This is a genomic window from Methylobacterium oryzae, from assembly GCF_021398735.1.
GTDB lineage: Bacteria > Pseudomonadota > Alphaproteobacteria > Rhizobiales > Beijerinckiaceae > Methylobacterium.
The window spans coordinates 2,411,274-2,436,358 of sequence record NZ_CP090349.1 but is presented as its reverse complement, the minus strand read 5'-3'; the positions used below and the strand labels follow the sequence as shown (position 1 = coordinate 2,436,358).

The 25,085-nt window shown below is 72.1% G+C and carries 25 protein-coding genes; 5 read left to right on the top strand and 20 right to left on the bottom strand.

Going from position 1 to position 25,085, the window contains the following annotated elements; genetic code table 11:
* Window positions 1-15 precede the first annotated feature (15 nt).
* From modB to LXM90_RS11645, 4 genes are all read right to left on the bottom strand, one after another.
* On the bottom strand, window positions 16-708 hold the full coding sequence (gene modB, locus LXM90_RS11660) for a molybdate ABC transporter permease subunit (protein ID WP_020094152.1): 693 nt from the start codon (window positions 706-708) through the stop codon (window positions 16-18).
* A gap of 15 nt (window positions 709-723) precedes the next feature.
* Window positions 724-1,539, bottom strand: a complete 816-nt coding sequence (modA, locus tag LXM90_RS11655; RefSeq protein WP_234082797.1) for a molybdate ABC transporter substrate-binding protein — start codon at window positions 1,537-1,539, stop codon at window positions 724-726.
* Between the two features lie 108 nt (window positions 1,540-1,647).
* The gene (locus LXM90_RS11650) at window positions 1,648-1,788 is read right to left on the bottom strand and encodes a hypothetical protein (protein ID WP_234082796.1); all 141 of its coding nucleotides are present in this window, start codon (window positions 1,786-1,788) and stop codon (window positions 1,648-1,650) included.
* Between the two features lie 213 nt (window positions 1,789-2,001).
* Window positions 2,002-2,145: a hypothetical protein gene (locus tag LXM90_RS11645; protein WP_020094149.1), complete on the bottom strand. Its 144-nt coding sequence runs from the start codon at window positions 2,143-2,145 to the stop codon at window positions 2,002-2,004.
* A 291-nt stretch (window positions 2,146-2,436) separates the two neighbouring features.
* Between LXM90_RS11645 and LXM90_RS11640 the strand changes: the two genes are divergently transcribed.
* On the top strand, window positions 2,437-3,357 hold the full coding sequence (locus LXM90_RS11640; protein WP_020094148.1) for a 50S ribosomal protein L11 methyltransferase: 921 nt from the start codon (window positions 2,437-2,439) through the stop codon (window positions 3,355-3,357).
* 50 nt (window positions 3,358-3,407) lie between these two features.
* Complete coding sequence (gene rmf / locus LXM90_RS11635) at window positions 3,408-3,596, top strand: ribosome modulation factor (RefSeq protein WP_020094147.1); 189 nt, start codon at window positions 3,408-3,410, stop codon at window positions 3,594-3,596.
* On the opposite strand, the gene LXM90_RS11630 is transcribed toward rmf, so the two are convergent.
* Window positions 3,597-3,842 carry a hypothetical protein gene (locus LXM90_RS11630; protein ID WP_020094146.1) on the bottom strand — a complete coding sequence of 82 codons (246 nt, stop codon included), beginning with the start codon at window positions 3,840-3,842 and terminating at the stop codon, window positions 3,597-3,599.
* A gap of 138 nt (window positions 3,843-3,980) precedes the next feature.
* On the opposite strand from LXM90_RS11630, the gene LXM90_RS11625 reads away from it, so the two are divergent.
* A complete protein-coding gene (locus tag LXM90_RS11625; RefSeq protein WP_020094145.1) occupies window positions 3,981-5,819 on the top strand; it encodes an aminopeptidase P family protein in 1,839 nt (612 codons plus the stop codon).
* Window positions 5,820-5,956: 137 nt separating this feature from the next.
* A complete protein-coding gene (locus LXM90_RS11620) occupies window positions 5,957-8,113 on the top strand; it encodes a protein-disulfide reductase DsbD family protein (RefSeq protein ID WP_234082794.1) in 2,157 nt (718 codons plus the stop codon).
* A 179-nt stretch (window positions 8,114-8,292) separates the two neighbouring features.
* On the opposite strand, the gene phoB is transcribed toward LXM90_RS11620, so the two are convergent.
* The 6 genes from phoB to pstS all read right to left on the bottom strand — a co-directional run bounded on the left by phoB (window position 8,293) and on the right by pstS (window position 13,784).
* The gene (gene phoB, locus LXM90_RS11615; protein ID WP_042671704.1) at window positions 8,293-8,988 is read right to left on the bottom strand and encodes a phosphate regulon transcriptional regulator PhoB; all 696 of its coding nucleotides are present in this window, start codon (window positions 8,986-8,988) and stop codon (window positions 8,293-8,295) included.
* 122 nt (window positions 8,989-9,110) lie between these two features.
* On the bottom strand, window positions 9,111-9,830 hold the full coding sequence (gene phoU / locus LXM90_RS11610; protein WP_020094142.1) for a phosphate signaling complex protein PhoU: 720 nt from the start codon (window positions 9,828-9,830) through the stop codon (window positions 9,111-9,113).
* Between the two features lie 109 nt (window positions 9,831-9,939).
* The gene (gene pstB, locus LXM90_RS11605) at window positions 9,940-10,755 is read right to left on the bottom strand and encodes a phosphate ABC transporter ATP-binding protein PstB (RefSeq protein ID WP_020094141.1); all 816 of its coding nucleotides are present in this window, start codon (window positions 10,753-10,755) and stop codon (window positions 9,940-9,942) included.
* Between the two features lie 22 nt (window positions 10,756-10,777).
* Window positions 10,778-11,668, bottom strand: coding sequence for a phosphate ABC transporter permease PstA (gene pstA / locus LXM90_RS11600; RefSeq protein WP_020094140.1), 891 nt, complete (start codon window positions 11,666-11,668; stop codon window positions 10,778-10,780).
* Window positions 11,669-11,680: 12 nt separating this feature from the next.
* Window positions 11,681-12,658 carry a phosphate ABC transporter permease subunit PstC gene (pstC, locus tag LXM90_RS11595; protein ID WP_026605081.1) on the bottom strand — a complete coding sequence of 326 codons (978 nt, stop codon included), beginning with the start codon at window positions 12,656-12,658 and terminating at the stop codon, window positions 11,681-11,683.
* An 85-nt stretch (window positions 12,659-12,743) separates the two neighbouring features.
* Window positions 12,744-13,784 (bottom strand): phosphate ABC transporter substrate-binding protein PstS, encoded by a 1,041-nt coding sequence (gene pstS / locus LXM90_RS11590; RefSeq protein ID WP_020094138.1) that lies wholly within the window; start codon window positions 13,782-13,784, stop codon window positions 12,744-12,746.
* A 279-nt stretch (window positions 13,785-14,063) separates the two neighbouring features.
* Here pstS and LXM90_RS11585 point away from each other — a divergent pair, with 279 nt between their 5' ends.
* A complete protein-coding gene (locus LXM90_RS11585; protein WP_020094137.1) occupies window positions 14,064-14,309 on the top strand; it encodes a hypothetical protein in 246 nt (81 codons plus the stop codon).
* A gap of 15 nt (window positions 14,310-14,324) precedes the next feature.
* Here LXM90_RS11585 and LXM90_RS11580 read toward each other — a convergent pair whose 3' ends face one another.
* From LXM90_RS11580 to murB, 9 genes are all read right to left on the bottom strand, one after another.
* Window positions 14,325-14,525 carry a hypothetical protein gene (locus tag LXM90_RS11580; protein ID WP_020094136.1) on the bottom strand — a complete coding sequence of 67 codons (201 nt, stop codon included), beginning with the start codon at window positions 14,523-14,525 and terminating at the stop codon, window positions 14,325-14,327.
* A 115-nt stretch (window positions 14,526-14,640) separates the two neighbouring features.
* Window positions 14,641-16,314: a DNA repair protein RecN gene (recN, locus tag LXM90_RS11575; protein ID WP_020094135.1), complete on the bottom strand. Its 1,674-nt coding sequence runs from the start codon at window positions 16,312-16,314 to the stop codon at window positions 14,641-14,643.
* Window positions 16,315-16,497: 183 nt separating this feature from the next.
* Window positions 16,498-17,379 (bottom strand): outer membrane protein assembly factor BamD, encoded by an 882-nt coding sequence (locus LXM90_RS11570; RefSeq protein ID WP_026605080.1) that lies wholly within the window; start codon window positions 17,377-17,379, stop codon window positions 16,498-16,500.
* Window positions 17,380-17,566: 187 nt separating this feature from the next.
* Window positions 17,567-18,514 carry a UDP-3-O-acyl-N-acetylglucosamine deacetylase gene (gene lpxC / locus LXM90_RS11565; protein ID WP_020094133.1) on the bottom strand — a complete coding sequence of 316 codons (948 nt, stop codon included), beginning with the start codon at window positions 18,512-18,514 and terminating at the stop codon, window positions 17,567-17,569.
* Window positions 18,515-18,950: 436 nt separating this feature from the next.
* Window positions 18,951-20,741 (bottom strand): cell division protein FtsZ, encoded by a 1,791-nt coding sequence (ftsZ, locus tag LXM90_RS11560; RefSeq protein ID WP_020094132.1) that lies wholly within the window; start codon window positions 20,739-20,741, stop codon window positions 18,951-18,953.
* A 91-nt stretch (window positions 20,742-20,832) separates the two neighbouring features.
* Entirely contained in the window at window positions 20,833-22,155 is a 1,323-nt protein-coding gene (ftsA, locus tag LXM90_RS11555) for a cell division protein FtsA (protein ID WP_012319319.1), read from the bottom strand.
* A gap of 52 nt (window positions 22,156-22,207) precedes the next feature.
* Complete coding sequence (locus LXM90_RS11550) at window positions 22,208-23,161, bottom strand: cell division protein FtsQ/DivIB (protein WP_234082793.1); 954 nt, start codon at window positions 23,159-23,161, stop codon at window positions 22,208-22,210.
* Entirely contained in the window at window positions 23,128-24,051 is a 924-nt protein-coding gene (locus LXM90_RS11545) for a D-alanine--D-alanine ligase (protein ID WP_020094130.1), read from the bottom strand. The genes LXM90_RS11550 and LXM90_RS11545 overlap by 34 nt, the downstream gene beginning before the upstream one ends.
* Window positions 24,052-24,118: 67 nt before the next feature.
* Window positions 24,119-25,045: a UDP-N-acetylmuramate dehydrogenase gene (gene murB / locus LXM90_RS11540; protein WP_020094129.1), complete on the bottom strand. Its 927-nt coding sequence runs from the start codon at window positions 25,043-25,045 to the stop codon at window positions 24,119-24,121.
* Window positions 25,046-25,085: the final 40 nt, after the last annotated feature.

Sequence of the window (25,085 nt, the reverse complement as noted above, 5' to 3'; positions counted from 1 at the left end):
CGGATCGATCGCCATTCAGCCCGCCCCCAGGCGCCGACCGGCCCGCCGCGCCAGGAATTCCGACACCAGCAGCGCCGCGACCGACAGCGCGATCGAGATCAGGGTGAGGCGCAGGGCCGGCCCCTCCCCGCCCGGAACCTGCGTCAGCGTGTAGATCGCCGACGGCAGGGTCTGGGTCTCGCCCGGGATGTTCGAGACGAACGTGATGGTCGCGCCGAACTCCCCCATCGCCTTGGCGAAGGCCAGCACGGCGCCCGCGAGGCACCCGGGCAGGCTGAGCGGCAGCGTGATCGTCAGGAACACCGCGAAGGGGTTCGCGCCCAGCGTCCCGGCCGCCTGCTCCAGGCGCCGGTCCACGGCCTCGATCGACAGCCGCATCGCCCGCACCATGAGCGGGAAGCCCATCACCGCGCAGGCCAGCGCCGCCCCGGTCCAGCGGAAGGAGAAGACCACGCCGATCTCGGCGAGGGGCGCGCCGAGCGGGCCGCGCCGGCCGAAGGCCAGCAGCAGCAGGTAGCCGGTCACGACCGGGGGCAGGATCAGCGGCAGGTGGACCAGCCCGTCCAGCAGGGCGCGGCCGGGGAACCGGCGCCGCGCCAGCAGCCACGCCACGGCGAGGCCGGGCACGAGGCTCGCGAGCGTCGCCACCGTCGCCACCCGCAGGCTCAGGCCGACGGCGGTCCACTCGTCCGGCGTGAGCCCGAGCAAGGGGGCGGCGCGCCGCTACTGGCTGGCGCCGGGCTGCGCGACCACCGTGAAGCCCTGGCGCTCGAAGGAGCCCCGGGCCTCCGGGCCGCGCAGGTAGCCGAGCAGCGTCCCGGCATCCGGGTTGCGCGACTCCCGGGTCACCGCCGCCGGATAGACGATCGGCGGGTGGCTGTCGGCCGGGAAGGTCGCCACAACGTGGACGCTCGGGTCCGCGGCCGCGTCGGTGGCGTAGACGATGCCGAGCGGCGCCTCGCCCCGGGCGACCAGCAGGAGGGCGGCGCGCACGTTCTCGGCCTGGGCGACCTGCCCCTTCACGGCGTCCCAGGCGCCGAGCTTCTCCAGGGCGGCCTTGCCGTACTTGCCGGCGGGAACGGCGTCGATCGTCGCCATCGCCAGCCGCCCGCCGCCGAGGATCCGCGTCAGCGTGGTGCCGAGGTTCGGCGCCAGGGCCACCTGCGGATCCGCGGCGCTGTCCTTCGGCCCCGGGGCGATCAGCACCAGGGCATTGCGCAGGAGGTCGATCCGCGAGCCGGCCTTCAGCAGCCCGGCCCGGTCGACGTAATCCATCCACGCGAGGTCGGCCGAGATGAACAGGTCCGCCGGCGCCCCCGCCTCGATCTGCTTCGCGAGGGCGTTCGAGCCGGCGTAGGAGATCCGCGCGGTCTTGCCGGTCGCCTTCGTCCAGGCTGCCGCGGCGTCGTCGAGGGCGTTCTTGAGGCTCGCGGCCGCGAACACGACGACCGGCTCGTCCGCCCGCGCGGCTCCGTCGGTCGGCGCGAGGACCAGCGCCGCGAGCGCGCAGGCGACCAGGATCCGTCGAGTCAGGGGCATCACGCAGATCTCTCCGGTCGCGACCCGCTATATACGGCGGGGAACGACGGGGATCATAGGCGCGCGCGGGCGGTCGGCCAAGGCCCGGCCGACCCGGGTGACCGCGCGTCAGCCGAGCTTGGCCTCCGGCCGGTCCTTGGGCTCGGCCTCGGCCCGGTGGAGGCGGCTCAGCAGGACGAGGAGATGGCCCGGGAGCGGCCCGTCCGGTGCGGGACCGCCGAAGATCCGCTCGCGTGGTCGGGCAGGCACGGCCGCACCGTTGACGACCACGGGCCCGCGGGGGCCGGAACGCCGGGACTTGGTCACGCTGTACGCACCCTGCTCAATCGTGATTCACGTAAAAAGCCGGCAAAAACGCCGCGCAAGTCGGCCAGTTCCGCAGCTGCCGTACATCATTTGGTTAACGCGCGAACAACCTGCCTCATTCCTGGGCGCCCGCTCGCGCGAATCGGTGTCGCGCCGTCACCAGGTCCGGATGTCGTGCCGCTCGGTCGGGCGCGCCTCCGGCATGCCGTTCATGCCGTTCGCGACCAGCAAGGCCCAGAGCGTGGCGGCGCCCGCGGTCACGGCCGCGAAGGCGACGCTGATGAGGAGAGGCGCGGTCATGGCAGCACGATCGTCTGTCAAAACAGGCGCGCCGCTCCGGGAAGTGCGGCGCGCCCGAGTTGAGGGTCCGGCCTTGGGTAAGCCGAGATTGTTTAAGCACACGCGATGGCTGTGGACACTGGTTTAAGTCGCGCAGAAGATAAGTATTGGCGCTTGTGACCGTCCGGCAACAACGGGCGGGGCCGCCGGTCCGCTCCGCCGCCCTGCCCCGCGGCCCCACCCTTGCCGGGCCCGGATTTTTTCTCGCCAGCCCCTGGGCTGCGGCGCGCCCCGGCGTTACAGCCGGGCACCATGCTCGAAGGCCTGCCGCCCCATCGCCCGTCCCACGTCCTGCGTCTGCTGACCGACGAACGCTCGGCCCGCGCGATGACCGACCTCCTCGGAGAGATGTTCGATCCCACGGAGACCGCGGTGGCGGCCTTCGAGGACGAGGACGGGCGCACGTGGCGGCTTGAGGCCTACTTCGCGGACGCCCCCGACGAGGATTACGTCCGCGAGTTGATCCGCCCAGTCATCGGCGACGCGGCCGACGCGGCGGAGTTCCGCACGATCGACCAGCAGGACTGGGTGCGCGCGTCGCTGGAGGGCCTGAAGCCGGTCCGGGCGGGCCGGTTCCTCGTCCACGGCTCGCACGACCGCGCCTCCGTCCGGGGCAACGATCTGGCCATCGAGATCGAGGCCGCCCTCGCCTTCGGGACCGGGCATCACGGAACGACGCTGGGCTGCCTCCGCGCCCTGGTCTCGGAACTCAAGCGCCGGCGCCCGGTCCACGTCCTCGATGTCGGCACGGGAACCGGGATCCTCGCCTTCGCGGCCGCCAAGGCCCTGCGGCAGCCCGTGGTGGCCGGCGACCTCGACGCGGAGGCCGTGCGCACGGCCCGCGAGAACGCCCGCGCCAACGGGCTCGGCCCCTACCTCAAGCTCTACGAGGGGCCCGGGGTCCGCCACCGCCTCGCCGACCGGCCGCGCCACTTCGATCTCGTCTTCGCCAACATCCTGGCCCGGCCACTCAGGCTCCTGGCGCCGACCCTGGCGCGGGTCGTCGCCACCGAGGGTGTGTTGGTCCTGTCCGGCCTGATCGAGCGCGACGTGCCGGGCGTGCTCTCCGCCTACCGTCTCCAGGGCTTCTCCCTCGTGCGGCGCGGCGTGATCGAGGGGTGGGTCGCCCTGGTCCTGACGCGCGGCGGTGCGGCGCAGCGTCCGCGGCGCTGACCCGCGCGGCATCGCCCCGAACTCCCCGCGCGCCGGCGTGTTGTCCGGCCATGAGCCAGACGTCGCTCCACGATCCGCCCGCGGACCCCATCGCCGAGGGCGCCCGCGCCCGGGCGCAGGGGCGGCCCAAGGATGCCTGCCCCTATCCGGCCGACTCGCCCGCGCGCCGGGCCTGGCTCGAGGGCTACGATGGGGCACCCGCGGACCGGGCGCCGGACCTGCCGATCACGAACGGCTGATCAGCGCGCGGTGCGCAGCCGGTCCGGCGCGCCCGCGGTCTCGGCCGGCGACCCCGGTGCGTCCGCCTGCGACACCGGCGCGCCGAGCGCCGCCATCAGCGTGCGCAGGCCGTCGATCCACTCTTCGAGTTCGGCGAGCGAATCGAAGCCGTCGCGGCGGACGACCGTGTCGGGCTCGATCGTCACGACGGCGTCGAAGCGGCCGTCGGGTCTGTCGCTGATCCGGTAGTAAACGCGGCGTGGCATGTCTGAGTAATAAGCGAGAATCCGCGGCGTGATAAGATTGCTAACGATCTTTAAGCACCGCAACCGACCTCCGACCAACCTCTTTCTCATGACAACAGGGTGTTGCGACGCGGGAGCGGCGGGCGCTAGGCTCGCCGCATGACCGAGACCCGTCCGTCCCGACAGCGTCAACGCTTCCAGAGCTTCGACGACCCGAGCCACCGGAAGGGTGCCGAGCGGATCGAGGCGCTGCGGGCCGCCTTGCGCGAGACCGGGCTCGACGGCTTCGTCGTGCCGCGGGCCGACGAGCACCAGTCGGAATACGTTCCCGCCGACGCCGAGCGGCTGGCCTGGCTCACGGGCTTTACCGGCTCGGCCGGCACGGCCGTGATCCTGATGGAGTCCGCGGCGCTGGTCGTCGACGGGCGCTACACCCTGCAGGCGCCCGAGCAGGTCGATACCGGCCTCGTCACGGTGGTGCCGCTCGCCGAATCGACGCCGGAGGCCTGGGTCGGGGCCAACCTGCGGCGGGATCAGGTGCTCGGCTACGATCCCTGGCTGCACACCCCGGACGGTCTGGCGCGCCTCGAGCGGGCCGTGACCCGCGCCGGCGGGACCGTGCGGGCGGTGCCGAACCTCGTCGACGCGGTCTGGGCCGGTCGGCCGCGGTCGCCGGCCGGTCCGGTGGTGGTCCATCCCGACGCGCTGTGCGGCGAGGGGGCCGCCGACAAGCTCGGCCGAATCCGGGCGGCGCTCGCCGAGGGCGGCTGCGATGCCCTGGTGATCTCCGACCCGCACAACCTGGCCTGGGCCTTCAACCTGCGCGGGTCCGACGTCGCCCACACGCCCCTGGCGCTGGGTTACGCCATCCTGCCGCGCGAGGGACGGGCCCGGCTGTACCTCGTCTCTCCGAACATCGATCCGGCCCTGCGGGCGGAGCTCGCGCCGATCGCCGAGATCCTGCCGCGAGCGGACCTGGACGACGGGCTGGCATCCCTGGCGGGCGTGCGCGTCCGCCTCGACGCCGCGACCGGCGCCGTCGCCCTGAAGGAGAAGATCGAGGCCGCCGGCGGCACGGCCGATGTCGGCAAGGACCCGATAACCGGCATGAAGGCGGTCAAGAACGCCGCCGAGATCGCGGGCGCCCGCGCCGCCCATGTCCGGGACGGGGCGAGCGTCGCGCGCTTCCTCGCCTGGCTCGACGGTGCGGCCGTGGCCGGCGGCCTCACCGAGATCGCCGCCGTCGAGGCCCTAGAAGATTTCCGGGCCGCCGGCGGCGACCTGCGCGAGGTCTCGTTCCCCACGATCTCGGGTTCCGGACCGAACGGCGCGATCGTCCACTACCGGGTGAGCCGCGCCACGGACCGGGCGGTCCAGTCGGGCGAGCTGTTCCTGATCGATTCGGGAGCGCAGTACCCGGACGGCACTACCGACATCACCCGGACGGTCGCGGTCGGCGCGCCGAGCCCGGAGATGCGCGACCGGTTCACGCGGGTGCTGAAGGGGCACGTCGCCATCGCCCGGGCGGTGTTCCCGGTCGGCACGACCGGCGCCCAGATCGACGCCTTCGCGCGGGCACCGCTCTGGCAGGCGGGCCTCGACTTCGACCACGGCACCGGTCACGGCGTCGGCGCCTTCCTGTCGGTGCACGAGGGGCCGCAGCGGATCGCCAAGACCGGCACGGTGGCGCTCGAGCCCGGCATGATCCTGTCGAACGAGCCGGGCTACTACGCCCGCGGCGCCTACGGCATCCGGATCGAGAACCTCGTCCTGGTCGAGGCCCGCGCGATCGCGGGCGGGGAGCGCCCGATGCTCGGCTTCGAGACGCTGACGCTCGCTCCCTACGACCGCCGGCTGATCCGGCCGGACCTGCTCGAACCCGGGGAGCGGGCCTGGATCGACGCCTATCATGCGAGGGTCCGCGAGACCCTGGCGCCCGGGCTCGACACCGCGACGCGCGACTGGCTCGAGCGGGCGACGGCGCCGCTCGAGGAGTGAGCCGGCCGCAGGGGATCCCGAACGCGGTCCGTGGTAAGACCCGACGCCATGGTAAGACCGGACGCCATGGAAACGCCCGCGCCGAGCCCGACACGCCGCGCGTGAAACCGCGACCGCCCCGCGCGCGAAGGGACAGCATGATCCGCCGCCTCGCCCTCCTGATCCTGGCCGTCGCCGCGAGCCTCTCGGCCGCCGCGGCACAGGGGTTCCGCACGCCCGCGGACCTCGTGCGCGCGAGCCTCGTGGCCGAGCCCGCCGCCGTCGCCGGCGCGCAGCCCTTCACGCTGGCGGTGCGGATGCAGGTCAAGCCCGGCTGGCACGTCTACTGGCGCAACCCGGGCGATTCCGGCTTGCCCCCGGAGGTGACCTGGACTCTGCCGGCCGGCTTCAACGCGAGCGCGATCCGCTGGCCGGCGCCGGAGCGCATCCCGATCGCGACTCTCATGAACTACGGCTACGAGGGTGAGGTCACGCTCCTCGTCCCGGTGACGCCGCCGCCGAGCCTCGACCCGGCCGACCCGGTGCGGATCCAGGCCAAGCTGACTTACCTCGTCTGCGAGACCGAGTGCGTGCCCGGCTCGGCCGATCTCGCCCTGACCCTGCCGGTCGGCAAGGCCGAGCCGGACCCGGCCAACGCCGCGCTGTTCGCGCGCGCCCGCGCCGCGCTCCCCGTGCCGGCGCTCTGGCCCCTGAGCCTGTCGAGCCAGGGCGACACCCTGCGCCTCGATTTCGTCGCGGCCGGCCTCAAGCCCGAGGCGGTCCGGAACGCCGCGTACTTCCCCTACGCCGAGACGGCGATCGACAACGCCGCCGCGCAGGTGATGAGCGTCGACGGGACCGGCCTGCACCTGACCCTCGCCCGGAGCAGCCCGACCAACCCGGTGCCCGCCGCGCTGCCCGGCGTCCTGACGGTCGAGGCGGTCGACGCCGCCGGGACCCGCCGGCTCGCCTTCGCGTACGGCGACGAGCCGGTCCTCCCGGCCGCCGCGGCGCCGGCCGCGACCGCGCCGCCCGCGACCGCGCCGGCCGCCGCCGACTTCGACGCGCTGACGCTGGCGACCGCCGCGGCCTTCGCCTTCCTCGGCGGCCTGATCCTCAATCTGATGCCCTGCGTCTTCCCGGTCCTGTCGATCAAGGTGCTCGGCCTCGTGCGGCACGCGGGCGAGGGGCCGGCTCGGCTGCGGCTCCACGGCCTCGCCTACACGGCCGGCGTCCTGGCGAGCTTCCTGGCGCTCGCCGCCGCGCTGATCGGCCTGAAGAGCGGCGGGGCCGCGATCGGCTGGGGGTTCCAGCTCCAGTCGCCCGCCATCGTGGCGGGGCTCGCCTACCTGCTGTTCGCGATGGGCCTGAGCCTCTCGGGCGCGGTCCATGTCGGAGGCCGGCTCGCCGGCCTCGGCGACGGCCTCACCCGGCGCGGCGGCCTGAGCGGCTCGTTCTTCACCGGCGTGCTCGCGACCCTGGTGGCGACGCCCTGCACGGCGCCGTTCATGGGCTCGGCGGTGGGCTTCGCGCTGACCCAGAGCGCCGGCGTGGCGCTCGCCGTCTTCGCGAGCCTCGGCCTCGGCCTCGCCCTGCCCTTCCTGCTCCTGACCCTCTGGCCGCCGGCCCTGCGGGCGCTGCCGCGGCCGGGCGCCTGGATGGAGACCCTCAAGCAGGTGCTGGCCTTCCCGGTCTACGCCACCGTGGCGTGGCTGATCTGGGTGCTGGCGCAGCAGGTCGACCCGCGCGGGCTGCTGGCGGCGCTGATCGGCCTCGTCCTCGTGGGCTTCGCCGCCTGGGCCTGGGAGCACGGCCGCGCCGCCCCGCCGCGGGCCGGCCGGGTCGCGCAGGCCGCCGCCGCGCTGGCGCTGATCGCCGTCGGGGCCCTCGCCGTCACCCTGCCCCGGGACCGCGCCGCGCCGGCCGCGCAGGCCGCCGCCGACGGGATCGAGCCGTTCACGCAGGCGCGCCTCGACGCCCTGGTCGACGCGCACCGCCCCGTCTTCGTGGACATGACCGCCGCGTGGTGCATCACCTGCGCGGTCAACGAGGCGACCTCGCTCAACACCAAGGCCGTGCGGGCCGCGATGGCCGAGCGCGGCGTGACCTACATGAAGGGCGACTGGACCAACCAGAACCCCGAGATTACCCGCCTCCTGGAGAAGCACGGGCGCAGCGGCGTCCCGCTCTACCTGCTCTATACCGGGACGGGAGAGCCCCAGGTGCTGCCGCAGATCCTCACCGAGGGGACGGTCCTGGCGGCGCTGGAGGCGGTGCCGGCCGCCTCGGGCCGGAGCGCGGCGCTGGCGCGCTGAATCCCTGGAGACCGGGACGCGCGGATCTTCGCGGGCCCGTCCCACCGTCTTTGCGAGCGGAGCGAAGCAACCCAGCAGCGCCGCGCGCATCGGCGTCCCGCCGCCCTGGGTCGCTTCGCTGCGCTCGCGATGACGGTGCGCCGGAGCGAAGTCCTATCCGGACGGCCAGTGAGGCCGCCTCAGGCCTCCAGCGAGAAGGTCTCGTCGAAGGCGTAGCCCGAGCCCCGGACCGTACGGATCGGGTCGGTCTGGCGCGGGCCGTTCAGCGCCTTGCGCAGCCGCCCGACATGGACGTCGACGGTACGCTCGTCGATGTAGACGTCGTGGCCCCACACCCCGTCGAGGAGCTGCTCGCGGGAGAAGACCCGGCCCGGCGCCAGCATCAGGAATTCCAGGAGCCGGAACTCCGTGGGGCCCAGATGCAGCTCCTCGCCGCCGCGGCGGACGCGGTGGCCGGTGCGGTCGAGTTCCAGGTCGCCGGCCGCTAGCCGGTCCGAGACGTGGGCGGGCTTGGCCCGGCGCAGGAGCGCGCGGATCCGGGCGAGCAGCTCCGGGACCGAGAACGGCTTGACGATGTAGTCGTCGGCGCCCGTGCCGAGACCGCGGACGCGGTCGCCCTCCTCGCCCCGGGCGGTGAGCATAATCACCGGCAGGCGCTCGGTCTCCCGGCGCGCCCGGATCCGGCGGCACAGCTCGATCCCCGAGAGGCCGGGCAGCATCCAGTCGAGCAGGACGAGGTCCGGGATCCGCTCCGCCAGGAGCAGCTCGGCGTCGTCGCCGCGCGCCGCCGAATCCACCAGGAAGCCCTCGGCCTCCAGGTTGTAGCGGAGCAGCGTGCTCAGGGCCTCCTCGTCCTCGACGATCAGGACTTGCATGCTCACGTTCGAAGACTCGTTCTGCGGGCGGTCCCCGGATGGTGCAGGAGGCGCCGCCCCGCCTCAACCCGCACGGAGAGTGACCCCGGCCGCGCCCACAGGAAGGCGCCGGGGTCGGCGCCTCACGGCGCCTGCACGCCGTCCACGGTCGCGTAGTTCGACGCGTCGTTCTTCGGCCGGTCACCCGCCAGCGTCTCGCCCGTGGCGAGGTAGTGGATCGTCTCGGCGATGTTGGTGGTGTGGTCGCCGATGCGCTCGACGTTCTTCGCGCAGAACAGGAGATGCGTGCAGAACGAGATGTTGCGCGGATCCTCCATCATGTAGGTCAGGAGCTCGCGGAACAGGGAATTGTACAGGGCGTCGATCTCGCCGTCGCGCTCCCAGACGTCGTGGGCCGCCTGGACGTCGCGGCTCCCGTAGGCGTCGAGCACGTCCTTGAGCTGACCCTCGGCGAGGTCGCTCATGTGGCGCACGCCGAGCACGATCTTCTGGGCCGGCGCCTGGTCGGAGATCGCCACCACGCGCTTGGCGACGTTCTTGGCGAGGTCGCCGATCCGCTCCAGATCGCCGGAGACGCGGATCGCCGAGATGGTCTCGCGCAGGTCGATCGCCAGGGGCTGGCGCCGGGCGATCAGCAGCACGGCGCGCTCCTCGATGTCCCGCTGCAGCGCGTCGAGGCGCTTGTCGGCGAGGATCACCGCCTGGGCGAGCGTGTCGTCCCGGCGCACGAGGGCGTCGGTCGCCTCCGCGGTCATCTTCTCGGCGACGCCGCCCATCTCCGAGATCGAGCGACGCAGGTTCTCCAGGTCGGTGTCGTAGGAGGTGACGATATGGCCGGGCATGGCGGATCCTTCGATGGGGTCCCGGGGACGGCCCTCCGGGAGGCTTGCGGGACCCGCCGGCGCGCCGGAGACGCGAGCGGCGGTCCCGGGACCGGAGCGGCCCGGCAGACTAGCCGAAGCGGCCGGTGATGTAGTCCTGCGTGCGGCGTTCCGTCGGGTTCATGAACATCCGGTTGGTCGGACCGAACTCGACGAGCTGCCCCAGATACATGAAGGCGGTGAACTGCGAGATGCGCGCCGCCTGCTGCATGTTGTGGGTGACGATCACGATGGTGAACTCGTCGCGCAGCTGCTCGATCAGCTCCTCGATGCGGCCGGTGGAGATCGGGTCGAGCGCCGAGGTCGGCTCGTCGAACAGGATCACCTCCGGCTTCTGCGCCACCGTCCGGGCGATGCACAGGCGCTGCTGCTGGCCGCCCGACAGGCCGGTCCCGGGCTGCCGGAGCTTGTCCTTCACCTCGTCCCAGAGGGCGGCCTTGCGCAGGGATTCCTCGATCCGGCCGTCGAGCTCGGATTTCGGCAGCTTCTCGTAGAGGCGCAGGCCGAAGGCCACGTTGTCGTAGATCGACATCGGGAACGGCGTCGGCTTCTGGAACACCATGCCGATGCGCGAGCGCAGCTCGTTCAGGTCGACGGAGGGGCTGAGGATGTTCTCGCCGTCGAGCAGGATCTCGCCCTCCGCGCGCTGCTCCGGGTAGAGGCTGTAGATCCGGTTGAAGCAGCGCAGCAGGGTGGACTTGCCGCAGCCGGAGGGGCCGATCAGCGCCGTCACCTGCCGGTCGTGGAAGTTGAGGTTGACGTCCTTCAGCCCGTGGAAGCTGCCGTAGTAGAAGTTCAGGTCCTTGACGGCGATCCGCACGGGGCCGCCCTCTTCGGCGCGGTTGCGGTTCAGCTCGACCGTGGGGATCGCGGAGGCGGCGTTCATCGTCGTGTCCTCGAAAGGGGGCTCAGCGCGAGGCCTGCGGCTTGATCACGAGGCGCGCGATGATCGACAGCGCCAGGATGGTGGTGGTGATCAGGAGCGCGCCCGCCCAGGCCAGGCCCTGCCAGTTCGGGTAGGGCGAGAGGGCGAACTGGTAGATCATCACCGGCAGGTTCGCGACGCCGCCCATCAGGTTGGCCGAGAACCAGGAATTGTTGTTGAGCGCGGTGAACAGCAGCGGCGCGGTCTCGCCGGCGATGCGGGCGAGAGCCAGGATGATGCCGGTGACGATTCCGGCCGAGGCCGCCCGCCAGGTCACGCTCATGATCACCGTCGAGGGCGGCGCGCCGAGCGCCGCGCCGGCCTCCCGCAGGGTGCCGGGCACGAGGCGCAGCATGTCCTCGGTGGTGCGCACGATCACCGGCACGGCGATGATCGCCAGCGCCACGCCGCCGGCCCAGCCCGAGTAGGTGCCCATCGGCCGCACCATCAGCGTGTAGACGAACAGGCCGATCAGGATCGACGGCGCCGAGAGCAGGACGTCGTTGAGGAAGCGGATCAGGGCGGCCAGCTTCGAGCCGCGCCCGTACTCGGCCAGGAAGGTCCCGGCCATGACGCCGACCGGCGTCGCGATCAGGATGCCGATCCCGGTCAGAACGAGGCTGCCCAGGATGGCGTTGGCGATGCCGCCGCCCTCCGAGCCCGGGCCCGGGGTCGGGTTGGTGAACAGGGTCGGCGTGAAGCCGCGCACGCCCTGGACGATCAGCATCACCAGGATCGAGCCGAGGACCAGGGCACCCACCACGGTGGCGCCGGTGCAGGCGACGCGCAGGGTCCGGTCGGCGACGCGGCGCCCCTGGCGGACCCGGCCGGGGCGGCGCTGGGCGGTGGCGGCGATCGTGCTGGAGGAAACCATCGCGCGTGCTCCTCAGGCGGCCTGGACGCGGCGCGTCAGCAGCCGGGCGATGATGAGCACCACGAAGGTGATCACGAACAGGATGCAGCCCAGAGCCATCAGCGCGTTCAGCTGGAGGCCGTCCGCCTCGTTGAACTCGTTGGCGATGCGCGACGCGATGGTCGAGCTGGGGTCGAAGATCGAGGCCGAGAGCCGGTTGGCGTTGCCGACCACGAAGGTCACCGCCATCGTCTCGCCGAGCGCCCGGCCGAGGCCGAGCATGATCGCGCCGATGATCGAGACGGCCGCCTGCGGCACCAGCACGTGGCGCACGACCTCCCAGGTGGTGCAGCCGATCCCGTAGGCGCTCTCGCGCAGCACGGTCGGGATCTGGTCGAGCATGTCGCGGGCGATCGAGGCGATGAACGGCACGATCATGATCGCCAGGATGATCCCGGCGGTGAAGACGCCGACGCCCGACGGCACCCGGGCGTAGAACAGCGTGCCGACGATCGGCATGCCCTCCACGAGGTTCGAGACCGGGATCTGGACGTAGCGCGCCAGGAGCGGCGCGAACACGAACAGGCCCCACATGCCGTAGATGATGCTCGGCACGGCCGCGAGCAGCTCGATCGTCATGGCGACCGGCTTGCGGGCCCAGCCCGGACAGAGCTGGGTGAGGTAGACCGCGATGCCCAGCGAGACGGGCACGCCGATCAGCAGGGCCAGGAAGGCGGAGGCGACAGTCCCGATCACCGCGACCAGGGCGCCGTACTGCTCGGTCCCGACGTTCCAGGCGCTGGAGGTCAGGAAGCCGAAGCCGAACTCGCGGAAGGCGGGCCAGCCGCCGTACAGGATCGAGCCGAGGATGCCGGCGAGCACGAGCAGCACCAGCAGGGCCGCGCCGTACGAGCAGGTCCGGAACAGCGTGTCGAGGCTCCGGCTCGGCGCCTTCCGCGCGGTCGCGGAACGGGTTCGGCCGAGGGCGATCGATTCGGTCAAAGCGGGCATCCGCGGTTCTCTGCGAAGGGGGGCGTGGTAGCGCGGTGCGTTCCCGGAAGCGAGGGAGGAGGTTCTCACCCCCTCCCCGCCACGCTCACATGTTGAGGACAGGCTTGCCGTCCTTGCCCTTCACGTCCTTCCACTCCTGGTGGATCAGTTCGACGACGTTGTCCGGCAGCGGGACGTAGTCGAGGTCGGTGGCGAGCGTGTCGCCGTTCTTGTAGGCCCAGTCGAAGAACTTGAGCACGGCGGCGGACTTGGCCGGATCGGCGGCGTCCTTGTGGACCAAGATGAAGGTCGCCGCCGTGATCGGCCACGCCGCCTCGCCCGGCTGATTGGTCAGCGAGATGCCGAAGCCCGGGGTCGCCTTCCAGTCGGCGCTCGCCGCCGCGGCCTGGAACGCCTTGTCGTCGGGCTGCGGGTACTGGCCGGCCTTGTTCTGCAGCAGGGCGTAGGAGAGCTTGTTCTGCTTGGCGTAGGCCGACTCGACGTAGCCGATGGCGTTCGGAACCTGCTTGACGGTGGCGGTCACGCCCTCGTTGCCCTTGCCGCCCTGACCGACCGGCCAGGAGATCGTCGTGGCCGCGCCGTACTCCTTCTTCCAGGGCTCGGAGACCTGGGACAGGTAGGTGGTGAAGATGTTGGTCGTGCCCGACGCGTCGGAGCGGTAGACCGGGGTGATGTTGGCGTCGGGCAGCTTCAGCCCGTCATTGAGCTTGGCGATGCGCGGATCGCTCCACTTCGCGATCTTGCCGGCGTAGATGTCGGCCAGCACGTCGCCGGTGAGCTTCAGCTTGCCGGGCTCGATCCCGGGGATGTTCACCACCGGCACGACGCCGCCCATCACGGTCGGGAACTGGACGAGGCCGTCCTTGGCCAGCTGCTCGGGCTTCAGGGGCGCGTCGGTGGCGCCGAAATCGACCGTCTTGGCCTGGATCTGCTTGATGCCGCCGCCGGAGCCGATCGACTGGTAGTTGAGGCCCGAGCCGGTCTCCTTGCGATAGGCCTCGGCCCACTTCGAGTAGACCGGGAACGGGAAGGTGGCGCCGGCGCCGGTGATATCGGCGGCGAGCGCCGCGGACGCCAGCTGAACCGTCGCGAGGCCGACGGCGAGCGCGTAAGCGAAGGGTCTCAAAGGAATCTCCGTTGCCGTCGGGCTAGAGCCTGCGCTGCCCCGCCGGCGGGCCCGTGCCCGCGGCAGAGCCCTGCGGCCGATCTTCCGAAGAGACCCAGCGCCGGCCGCCCGATGGCCGGGCGGTTACGACAAGTAGATGACACCGGGATGACACGGGGGATGACGGGGGGACGACACGGGGGACGACACCGCGCGTCGGCCGGGCGCGGCACGGTTCCGGCCTCTCGCGCGTTCCTCTCAGCCAGGAGCGGCAGCCGGCAGCAGAAGGACGCGCGGATCGTGGGCGGCGACGAGGTGGATGCGGCGACGGAATCCGATCCGGCCTGGCTGGCCCTGCACGCCGAGCGGGAGGCCGTGGAGCGGGCGCTCGCGCTGGCGCAGGCCCGGCAGAAATTCAGCCCCGACCCGGACGCGGCCTCCGCGGCGCGCGTCGAGGAGGCGGAGCTGCTGGTGAGCCTCGACCGCGTGCTGACGCTGATTCGTGCGGCCGAGTACCGTCGCCGGCCGGGGGCGCGCCGCTGGTGAGGCCGCCGCCCCGGGTCAGACCGCCCGGCGCAGCTCCCGCTCCTTCTGGCGCAGGCGCAGGAGCAGCTCGACATGCGTGTCGGTGATCGGCTGCGTGTCGACGCTGCCCTCGTAGACCGTGCGGAGCGTGAGGCCGAGCTGGCGGGTGTCGACCGCCCGCTTCAGGGGCTGTCCCGCGGGCAGAGACCCATCGGAGTCGACGACTGACGGCTTCATGGCTCCTCCCGTCCTTCGACCGCCCAACCCTGCCGCGGTACCGGGATGACAGCATTCTCACGATGAATAGTTAACGAATTATTACCTTCAACCAACGGTTAAGGTTGACGCCGGTTCACGCGTCGGCGCCCTGGAGGAGTCGCGCGGCCGCCGCCCGGGCCTCGTCGGTGACGGTGGCGCCCGCCAGCATCCGGGCGATCTCCTCGCGGCGCTCGGCGACCGGCAGGCTCGCGACCCGCGTGGCGACGCGGCCGGCCCCTTTCACGGGGGCCTTGGCGATCAGGAAATGCGTCTCCGCCCGCGCGGCGACCTGGGGCGCGTGGGTGACCGCGACCACCTGCACGGTCGCCGCCAGCCGGGCGAGCCGCATCCCGATGGCATCCGCCACCGCGCCGCCCACGCCGGTATCGATCTCGTCGAAGATGAGCGTCGGGGCCGAGCCCTTGTCGGCCAGCACGACCTTCAGCGCCAGCATGAAGCGCGACAGCTCGCCGCCCGAGGCGACCTTCATCATCGGGCCGGGCTTGGTCCCGGGATTGGTCTGGGCCCAGAACTCGACCCGGTCGGTGCCGGCCGGGTCGCGGGAATCCGGGTCCGTGGCGATCTCGGTGATGAAGCGGGCGCGCTCCAGCTTGAGCGGCGGCAGCTCGGCCTTCACGGCCGCGTCGAGCTGCTTGGCCGCCCGGCGCCGCCCGGCGCTGAGCTTCTCGGCCGCCTCGGCGTAGGCGGCCTCCGCCGTCGCGAGCGCCTGCTCCAGCCCGGCCAGCGCCGCCTCGCCGGCATCGATCGCCGCCACGTCGCCGGCGTAGCGTTCCGCCAGGGCGGCGAGGTCGTCGGCCGGGACATCGTACTTGCGCGAGGCGGCGCGCAGGGCGAAGAGCCGCTCCTCGACGCGCTCCAGGTCGCGGGGATCGAACTCCGTCTCGGCCACCGCCGCCTCGAGGACCGCGCGGGCTTCGTCGAGGGCGACCATCGCGGCGTCGAGGACGTTCACGCACGGGTCCACCAGGGCCGGCAGCTGCGCGGCGCGCCGCTCCAGCTTGCGCAGGGCGGCCGAGAGGTGCGGCACGCCGGAATGGGGGCCGCCGACGGCCTCGAGCGCCTCGTTGAGCTCGCGCGCGACCTTCTCGGATTGCTGCATGATCGTGCGGCGCTCGGCGAGCTGGGCCTCCTCACCGGCGAGCGGCGCCAGTGCGGCGAGCTCCTCCACGGCGTGGCGCAGGAAGTCGGATTCCTTTCGGGCCGCCTCAACGCGGGCGCGGTGCTCGGCGAGTTCGGTGCGGGCATGCCGCACGGTTCGCGACGCGGCGGCGACCTTCGCGAGCTGGGTCTGGAGGCCGCCGAAGGCATCGAGGATCGCCCGGTGCGAGGCGGGGTCGGCCAGCGCCCGGTCATCGTGCTGACCGTGGATCTCCACGAGAGCCGCGCCGATCGCCCGCAGGACCTGAACGCCCACCGGCTGGTCGTTGACGAAGGCGCGGGTCCGGCCGTCCGCCATCTGGGTCCGGCGCAGGATCAGGTCGCCCTCGGTGTCGATCTCGGCCTCGGCCGCGATCCGGCGCGCCGGATGGTCGAGGGGCAGGTCGAACACGGCCGTGACCGCGCCCTGCGCCTCGCCGTGGCGGACGAGGCGGCCGTCGCCGCGGCCGCCGAGCGCCAGGGCGAAGGCGTCGAGCAGGATCGATTTGCCCGCGCCCGTCTCCCCGGTCAGGACGCTGAGTCCCGATCGGAAATTCAGTTCGAGCCTGTCGATCAGGACGATGTCGCGGATCGCGAGCTGCGCCAGCATGCGGCGACGGGGATTCCTCAGGATGGGACCGCAGACATAAGGCCGCCGCGGCGCGGATTCACCCCAAAAATGCGTCGCACCGCGCGGTCGGTGCAACGCGCCGGGCGCCGCAATGGGCAAGGCCCGGAGCGGCGGCTCCGGGCCTCGAGGTTTCGTGGGCAGTCCCCGCGCGGGCGCGGCGGCTTACTGGGCCGAGGCGGTCTTGCCCGTGACGGTCCGGTAGATCTTCGAGAGGAACGAGCTCTTCTCCTCGCGGGGCTCGAGACCGCCCTGCGCCAGCAGCGCGTGGGCGTCCTTGTACCAGAGGCTCTCCGGGAAGTTGTGGCCGAGCACCGCGGCGGCGTTCTGCGCCTCCTGGGTGATGCCGAGCGCCCAGTAGGCCTCGGTCAGGCGCTCGAGCGCCTCCTCGGCGTGCCGGGTGGTCTGATACTTGGCGACCACGTCGCGGAAGCGGTTGATCGCCGCCGGGAAATTGCGCTTCTCGAGGTAGAAGCGGCCGATCTCCATCTCCTTGCCGGCGAGCTGATCGCGGGTGATCTGGATCTTCGCCTTCGCGTCCGCGGCGTATTCGGAGGTCGGGTACTTCTGCACCAGCTCCTGCAGCGCGACGAGGGCCTTCTCGGAGCGCTCCTGATCGCGGGTGACGTCCGGGATCTGCTTATAGTTCGACATCGCCATCAGGTACTGCGCGTAGGCCGCATCCTTGCTGGCCGGATGGCGCTGCAGGTAGCGCTTCGAGGCGCTGATCGCGTCGTCGTACTTCTGGCCCTCGTAATTGGCGTATGCCGTCATCAGCAGCGCCTTCCGGGACCAATCGGAGTACTGGTACTGCTTGTCCAGGCTGTCGAACTTCTTGACCGCGCCCTCGTAGTCGCTGTCCTCGAGCTTGGCGAGGCCGTCGCTGTACAGCTTGTCGGCCGGAACGTCCGGCACGACCTCGGGCTTGTACTTCTCGGCGAAGATGCTCGTCGGGTCGAAGTCGCAGCCGCCGAGGCCCAGGCCGAGGACGGCCACGAGGGGCGCCGCGAAGGCCGCTGCCCGGCGATAACGAATGGTGACAGGCATCTGGCGCTCTTTCCCGGAACCGGCGCCGTTGCGCGCCGTCATGCCATCGCGTGGGTGGATCCGGCCCGCCCCGGGCCGTGCCCGCCGTTCACGGACCGTTAAACCGTGCCGTTCGATTCGGGCACGAAAGCGGCAAGGCTGCGGCAGTCAGGATCGGTTGCGGGCTGTGGCCCGTCGGTCACAGGGGCTACAGGTCGCCCGCGAAGGCGGCGAGGCCCAGGCCGGCGCCGAGTTCGGACAGCACGGTCTCGCGGCGCGAGCCCTGCGCCTCGACGATGGCGTAGTTCGCCCGGTCGGCGAACAGGGCCGACAGCACCCCGACATTCATCCGGTGGCCGCCGCAATAGGAGCGGTAGGCTCCCTGGATCGGCAGGCCCGCCAGGGCGAGGTCGCCGATGGCGTCGAGGATCTTGTGGCGGACGAACTCGTCCTGGAAGCGCAGGCCCTCGGGATTGACCACCGCGGTCTCGCCGACCGCCACGGTGTTCTCCAGGGAGGCGCCGAGGGCGAAGCCCGCCTTCCAGTAGCGCTCCACGTCCCGCATCATCCCGAAGGTGCGGGCGCCGGCGATCTCGCGGCGGTAGGTCGCGGGCGACAGGTCCATCGCCTTGCGGGAACGGCCGATCACCGGGCTCTCGAAGTCGATCTCGACGTCGAGGCGGAAGCCGCGGTCGATCGGGCGCAGTTCCGCGAAGGATGTCCCGGTCTCGATGCGGACGTGGCGGAGGATCTTGAGCCAGCGCCGCGGCGTGTCGCAGGTGGCGATGCCGGTCTGGTCAATCGCCTGGACGAAGGGGAGAGCGGACCCGTCGAGGATCGGCATCTCGGGGCCGTCGATCTCGACCAGAGCGTTGTCGACGCCCAGCCCGTACAGGGCGGACATCAGGTGCTCGACGGTGGCGACCGCGCCGGTCTCGACGTCACCCAGGACGGTGCAGAGTTCGGTGGCGGAGACGAGGGCGTGATGCGCCTTGATCAGGCGGTCGTTGCCGTGGGTGGTGCCGGTGCGGAGGAAGGCGATGCCGTGATTGGCCGGAGCGGGTCGGATGGTGATCTCGGCGGGGTTGCCGGAGTGAACTCCGATCCCCGAGAGAGTCGCCGGCCCTTTGAGGGTCGTCTGTTTATGCGTTCGCATTCCTTAGCCCCCGGGCGCGATCATTTCCGCCACCCCGACTGGGGGTGAGGAGAAACTGACTGATCCGTCCGCTGCTTGATGCCCTAGCCCACGCGATCAGGTTGTGTCCTGCTGCGTGTCGTCTCGATCACATGGTTTCTATAGCTGCGCCGCACAGGGCAGCCAAATCACGGATTCTTACGGTCTGTTACAGACACGCTTAGCGGTTCGTAACCACAAAGCGCTGCTCCACCAAAGGCTTAAAGGTTGGTTAATGCGTGACTAACCCGCGGCCGTTCTGTGGCGCGGATGCACCATGCGCCACGGCTCGAGAGCCGCGGTGCACAGCCTCGTCGAGCCCTATTCCTCACTGCAACAACCATGAGTTGCTTTGCTGCAGCGCGAAGGGGCCGGCGGTTTCCCGCCAGCCCCGGGCCGTGCCGGAGACCCGCCCCGGTCAGTTCGCCTGACGGCGGAGGAAGGCCGGGATCTCGAGCTGATCGTCGTCCATCATCCGCGGCTGGGGCGCGGCCCGTCCCTGACCGTCGAGGTTGCCCTGGGCCGGGCGGTACTGCGGGACCGCGGGGGCGGCCGGAGCGCGCGGGGCCGGCGGCACGTGGGGCTGCGCCATGTGGGGCTGGGCCATGTGCGACTGGGCCATGTGCGACTGGGCCATATGCGGCTGCGGGGCGGCTGGCGAGGCCGGCCGGGCCGCCGGGGCGCCGTCCATGTCCTCGCGGCGGCCGCCGAAGCCCACCGTCGCGAGCCGGCGCAGCAGCGAGGTCCGCTTGGATTCCGGGGCGGCCTCCTCGGCAGCGCGGTTCGCCATGATCTGCGTCTGGGCGATCGGCGGCAGCTCGTGGATCTGCGGCATGCGCGGGGCGCGGGCGAGCGGCGTGCCCGTCGGGGCGGCCGGACGCGGCGGCACGAACGGGCCGGCCTCGACGGCGGGCGCCGCCTCGACGCGCTGCGGCGCGGGGGCCGGGACGAACGGCGCCGCGGCGCGCGCCTGGACCGGGGCGAGCACGACGTCGTCGCGGGTCATCGGCGCGGCGGCCTCGATGCGGCTGTCGATCCGCGACTCGGGGCGCATCTCGGGGGCCGCGAGCGGCGCGGGGGCCGGGGCGGGCATCGGCGCCGGGGCGACCGACTCGGTGCGGATGCTCGGCACCGGCGAGGCGGCGCGCGAGCGGGCCTCGGCGCGCAGGCGCTCGGCAACCTCGGCGATGCGCTGCTCGGTCTCGGCGATGGCCGGGTTGTTGGGCGAGTTCGCCGAGATCAGCGCCGGCTCGATGCCGGTGGCGACCACCGACACGCGGATGATGCCGTCGAGGCTCTCGTCGAAGGTGGCGCCCAGGATGATGTTGGCGTCCTGGTCGACCTCCTCGCGGATGCGGGTGGCGGCCTCGTCGAGCTCGTAGAGGGTCAAGTCGGAGCCGCCGGTGATCGAGATCAGCAGGCCGCGGGCGCCCTTCATCGAGACGTCGTCGAGCAGCGGGTTGGCGATGGCGGCCTCGGCGGCGCGGTTGGCGCGCTTCTCGCCGGACGCCTCGCCGGTGCCCATCATGGCCTTGCCCATGCCGCGCATGATCGCCCGGACGTCGGCGAAGTCGAGGTTGATGAGGCCCTCCTTCACCATCAGGTCGGTGATGCAGGCGACGCCCGAGTAGAGCACCTGGTCGGCCATCGCGAAGGCGTCCGCGAAGGTGGTCTTCTCGTTGGCGACCCGGAACAGGTTCTGGTTCGGGATCACGATCAGGGTGTCGACCGCGGCCTGCAGCTCCTGGATGCCGGACTCGGCGGTCCGCATGCGGCGCATGCCCTCGAACTGGAACGGCTTGGTCACGACGCCGACCGTCAGGATGCCCATGTCGCGGGCCGCCCGGGCGATGACCGGCGCGGCGCCGGTGCCGGTGCCGCCGCCCATGCCGGCGGTGATGAAGCACATGTGGGCGCCGGAGAGCTGGTCGCGGATCTCGTCGATCACCTCGTCGGCGGCGGCCGAGCCGACCTCCGGGTGCGATCCGGCGCCGAGGCCCTGGGTGACGCCCAGGCCCATCTGGATCACCCGCTCGGCCTTCGAGGAGGTGAGCGCCTGCGCGTCGGTGTTGGCCACGACGAACTCGCAGCCGAGGAGGCCCGACTCGATCATGTTGTTGACGGCGTTGCCGCCGGCGCCGCCGACGCCGAAGACGGTGATGCGGGGCTTCAGTTCCCGGATGTCCGGCGCCTGGAGGGTGATGGCCATGGTGTCGAGCCTCTCGCTAACTGTGCTGTCCGTGCGACGCCTGGGCGCCGGATCCCTTCGATCCCCCCGCGCGAGCGGGCGGGCGTGAAACCTAGAAGCTGTCCCGGAGCCAGCGGCCGACCCGGTTCAGGTAGTTGTCGGTCCCGGTCGCCGCGAAGGCGCCGTGCCCCCGCGGCTCGAAATGCTCGGCATGGGCGACCTGCGGGTAGACGAGCAGGCCGACCGCGGCCGAGAAGGCCGGACCCTTGGCGGCTTCCGGCAGGCCCCGGATGCCGAGGGGCCGTCCGATCCGCACCTGACCCTGGAGGACGCGGCGGGCGACCTCGGGCAGACCGACGAGCTGGCTGGCGCCGCCGGTGAGGACGACGCGCCGCCCGGCCTGGGCGGCGAAGCCCGCGTCGCGCAGGCGGTCCCGCACCAGCTCGACCACCTCCTCGACGCGCGGCTTGATGATCCGCACGAGCTGCGAGCGCGGGATGTGGGCCGGCGCCTCGCCCTCGTCCTCGCCGACGCCGTGCACGGCGATCATGTCGCGGTCGTCGGAGGGGGTGGAGAGGGCCGAGCCGTAGAGGGTCTTCAGCCGCTCGGCCGCCGCCATGCGGGTGGAGAGGCCGCGGGCGATGTCCATGGTGACGTGGTGGCCGCCGACCGCCAGGGCGTCCACGTGAACGAGGTGGCCGCCGGAGAACACGCCGACGCTGGTGGTGCCGCCGCCCATGTCGACGACGCAGACGCCCATCTCGGCCTCGTCGTCGACCAGCGCCGAGAGGCCGGCCGCGTAGGGCGTGGCGATCACCGCCTCGACGCCGAGGTGGCAGTGCTCCACCGCCAGCATGACGTTGCGGGCGGCCGCGAGCTCGCTGGTGACGACGTGCAGGTCGACGCTGAGCGCCTCTCCGATCATGCCCGACGGGTCGATGACGGCGCCCTGCCCGTCGAGGGCGTAGCCGGTGGGCAGCGCGTGCAGCACGGCCCGGCCGGGGCTGACGCCGTGGGCGCTGGCGGTCTCGAGCACCCGCTCGACGTCGCTGCCCGTGACGGTGCCCGAGCGGACGTTCACCCGCGCCTGGAAATGCTGCGAGGCGAGCCGGCCGCCCGACATGTTGACGATGACCGACTGGACCTCGACCTTGGCCATCCGCTCGGCGGCGTGGACCGCCTGACGGATCGCGCTCTCGGCCGCGGCGAGATCGACGATGGCGCCGCCCTTCAGGCCCAGGGAGCGCTGGTGGCCGATGCCGATGATGCGCGCGAGGTGCGTGCGGCCGCGGAGCGTCGTGAGCGCTTCGGCGGGCTGCAGCTCGGCGATGAGGCAGACCACCTTGCTCGTGCCGATGTCGAGCACCGAGAGGGTGGTCGAGCGCCGGGCGGAGAGCGGCTTCAAGCGCGGCGTGAGGCCGTGTTGGCTGTGCATTGACGCTACCGGGCGCGGGATGCGGGACGGGCGGAGATCGACAGGAAGGGCATCAGCTGGCCGCGCCCTTCTTCTTCGCCTTCTGGGCTTCCGCGCGGGCGGCGGCGGCCTCCTCGGTCAGGCGCACCACCAGGCGGTCCGGCATGCGCAGGTCCACCGCGATGACGTCCTTCTCGAGCAGGTGGGCCTCGCGCTCGAACCGGACGAGGCGGGCGAGCGCCGCGGCCGGATCGACCTCGGGCAGGCGCACGTCGATGCCGTCGAACTTGAGGGTCCAGCGCCGGCCCGACACGTAGGTGCCGGCCTTGATCCGCTCGGCGAGCGGCCCCGCGGCGGCGATGAGGGCGAGGTATTCCGGAAGCTTGGTGTTGGCGTCCTCGCCGACCACCAGGGGCAGGCTGGCGTAGCGGTCGTCGCGCATGGCGTCGATGACGGTGCCGTCGGCGGCGATCACGCTGATCTCGCCGTTCTTCTGCCAGAGGGCCGCGGGCTCGCGCTCCACCTGGGTGATGGCGATCTCGTTGGGGTAGATCTTCCGGACCGAGGCCTGCGCGATCAGCGGCACGCGGAGCAGCCGCTCGCGCACGTCGTTGACGTCGAGGAAGGGAACCGAGGAGCGCCAGTCGATCCCGGCGGCCGCCAGGACCTCGCGCTCGTACATGCGGGAGATGCCCGAGATGGTGACGCGCTCGACGCCGAAGCCGGCGACGCGCGCGGCGATGTCGAGGGGGCGGCCCTGCTCGGCCACGAACGCGTCGTAGCGGCCGCTGGCCACGAAAGCGGCGAGCGCCACGGCGGCGGCGGAGACGGAGACCGCCACGATCCCGGCGCCGCGGGGCAGGCGCTCGCTCAGGCGCTGACTCGGGCGGGCCCGACGAACCGAGAGCGACCGGGACGTGCCGCGGCCGGTGAGCCGTCCCAGGATCGCGCCGGCGAGGCGCGCGGGACCGCTCCGGCCGGCGGCGTCGCCGCTCAGCGATTCAGGGAAGCGTCCTCCACCATCCATCGGACGAGCTCACCGAAACTCAGGCCCGCATGGGCCGCCATCTCCGGCACAAGGCTCGTCTGGGTCATGCCGGGTTGCGTGTTGACCTCCAGAACCACGAGCAGACCGGTTCCACCCGGTGTGTCGTCGTAGCGAAGGTCGGCACGGCTGACGCCCCGACAGCCCAGTGCTTGATGCGCCGTTAACGACAGTTCTTGGACACGCTGGTAAACATTTGGTTTAAGTTCGGCCGGGAGCACGTGCACCGAGCCCCCCGGGGCGTACTTGGCGTCGTAATCGTACCAATCCCCCGTGGCGGCCTTCACCTCGATCACCCCGAGGGCCTTGTCGCCCATCACGCCGCAGGTGAGTTCGCGGCCAGCAATGTAAGGTTCTGCAAGGACTTGCTCGCCGAACGTCCACTCCTCGGAGGCGAGGATCTGGGGCGGGTGCGAGCGGCCGTCGCGCACGATGATCACACCCACCGATGAGCCTTCCGCGATCGGTTTCACGACGTAGGGTGGCGGCAGGGGGTGTGTCCTGGCGGCCTCACGACGGTTAACGATCCGGCCCTCGGGCACGTCGACGCCGGCGGCGCGCATGACGGTCTTGGCCCGCTCCTTGTTCATCGCGAGCGCCGACGCGAGGACGCCGGAATGGGTGTAGGGGATCTTGAGGATCTCCAGCAGGCCCTGGATGGTGCCGTCCTCGCCGTCCGGCCCGTGGAGCGCGTTGAAGGCCACGTCCGGCCGGAGCGCCGTCAGCACCGCGGCGATGTCGGGGCCGACATCGACCCGGGTGACCCGGTAGCCCTCCCCTTCGAGCGCGTCGGCGCAGGCCTTGCCGGAACTGAGGGAGACCTCGCGCTCGGCGGAGGTGCCGCCCAGCAGGACGGCGACGTGCTTGGACATCAGGGCACCTCGAATAGGTCGGCTTCAATCAGGATCTGAGCGCACCGGTCCGTCCGGAACACCGCTCTCACGTCGTGCCGGCGGGGCGGCCGATGCGCCGGATCTCCCAGCGCAATGCGACCCCGCTGGTCTCCCGGACGCGGCGGCGGACCTCCTCGCCGAGCCCCTCGATGTCGGCCGCGCTCGCGGTACCGGTGTTGATCAGGAAGTTGCAGTGCATCTCGCTGACCTGGGCGCCGCCCCGCCTCAATCCGCGGCAGCCGGCGGCGTCGACGAGCTGCCACGCCTTGCCGCCGTCCGGGTTGGCGAAGGTCGAGCCGCCGGTCCGCTCGCGGATCGGCTGCGCGGCCTCGCGGGCGGCGGTGACCCGCTCCATCTCGGCCTCGATGGCGACCCGGTCGCCGGGCCGCCCGCGGAAGACGGCGCGCGTGAAGATCACGTCCTCCGGGGCGTCCGAGTGCCGGTAGGAGAAGCCCATGTCGGCGTGGCTGAAGGTGCGCAGCGCGCCCCCGCGGTCGATGCCGCGGGCCTCGACCAGCACGTCGGTGGTCTCGCCACCATGCGCGCCCGCGTTCATGCGCAGCGCCCCGCCGATCGAGCCGGGGATGCCCCGGTAGAAGGCGAGCCCGTCGAGCCCGGCCTCGGCGGCCGCCTTGGCGAGGCGCATGTCCGGGACCGCGGTGCCGACGGTCAGCGCGTCGCCGTCGACCGCGATGCTGCCGAAGGCCTTGCCGCCGAGGCGCACGACCACGCCCGGCACGCCGCCGTCCCGCACGATCAGGTTCGAGCCGAGCCCGATCACCGTGACCGGCACGTCCGGATCGAGAGCGGCGAGGAGGCGGGCGAGATCCTCCTCGTCGGCCGGGGTGAACAGCACCTCGGCCGGTCCGCCGACCCGGAACCAGGTGAGGTCGGCGAGCGGCTGGTCGGCGAGCAGGCGCCCGCGGAGGTCGGGCGCGGCGGCCCGGATGCGATCGTGCAGAGAGGCGGTCATCTGTGTGTCTCCCCTCGCCCCGCCCGCGGGGAGAGGGATG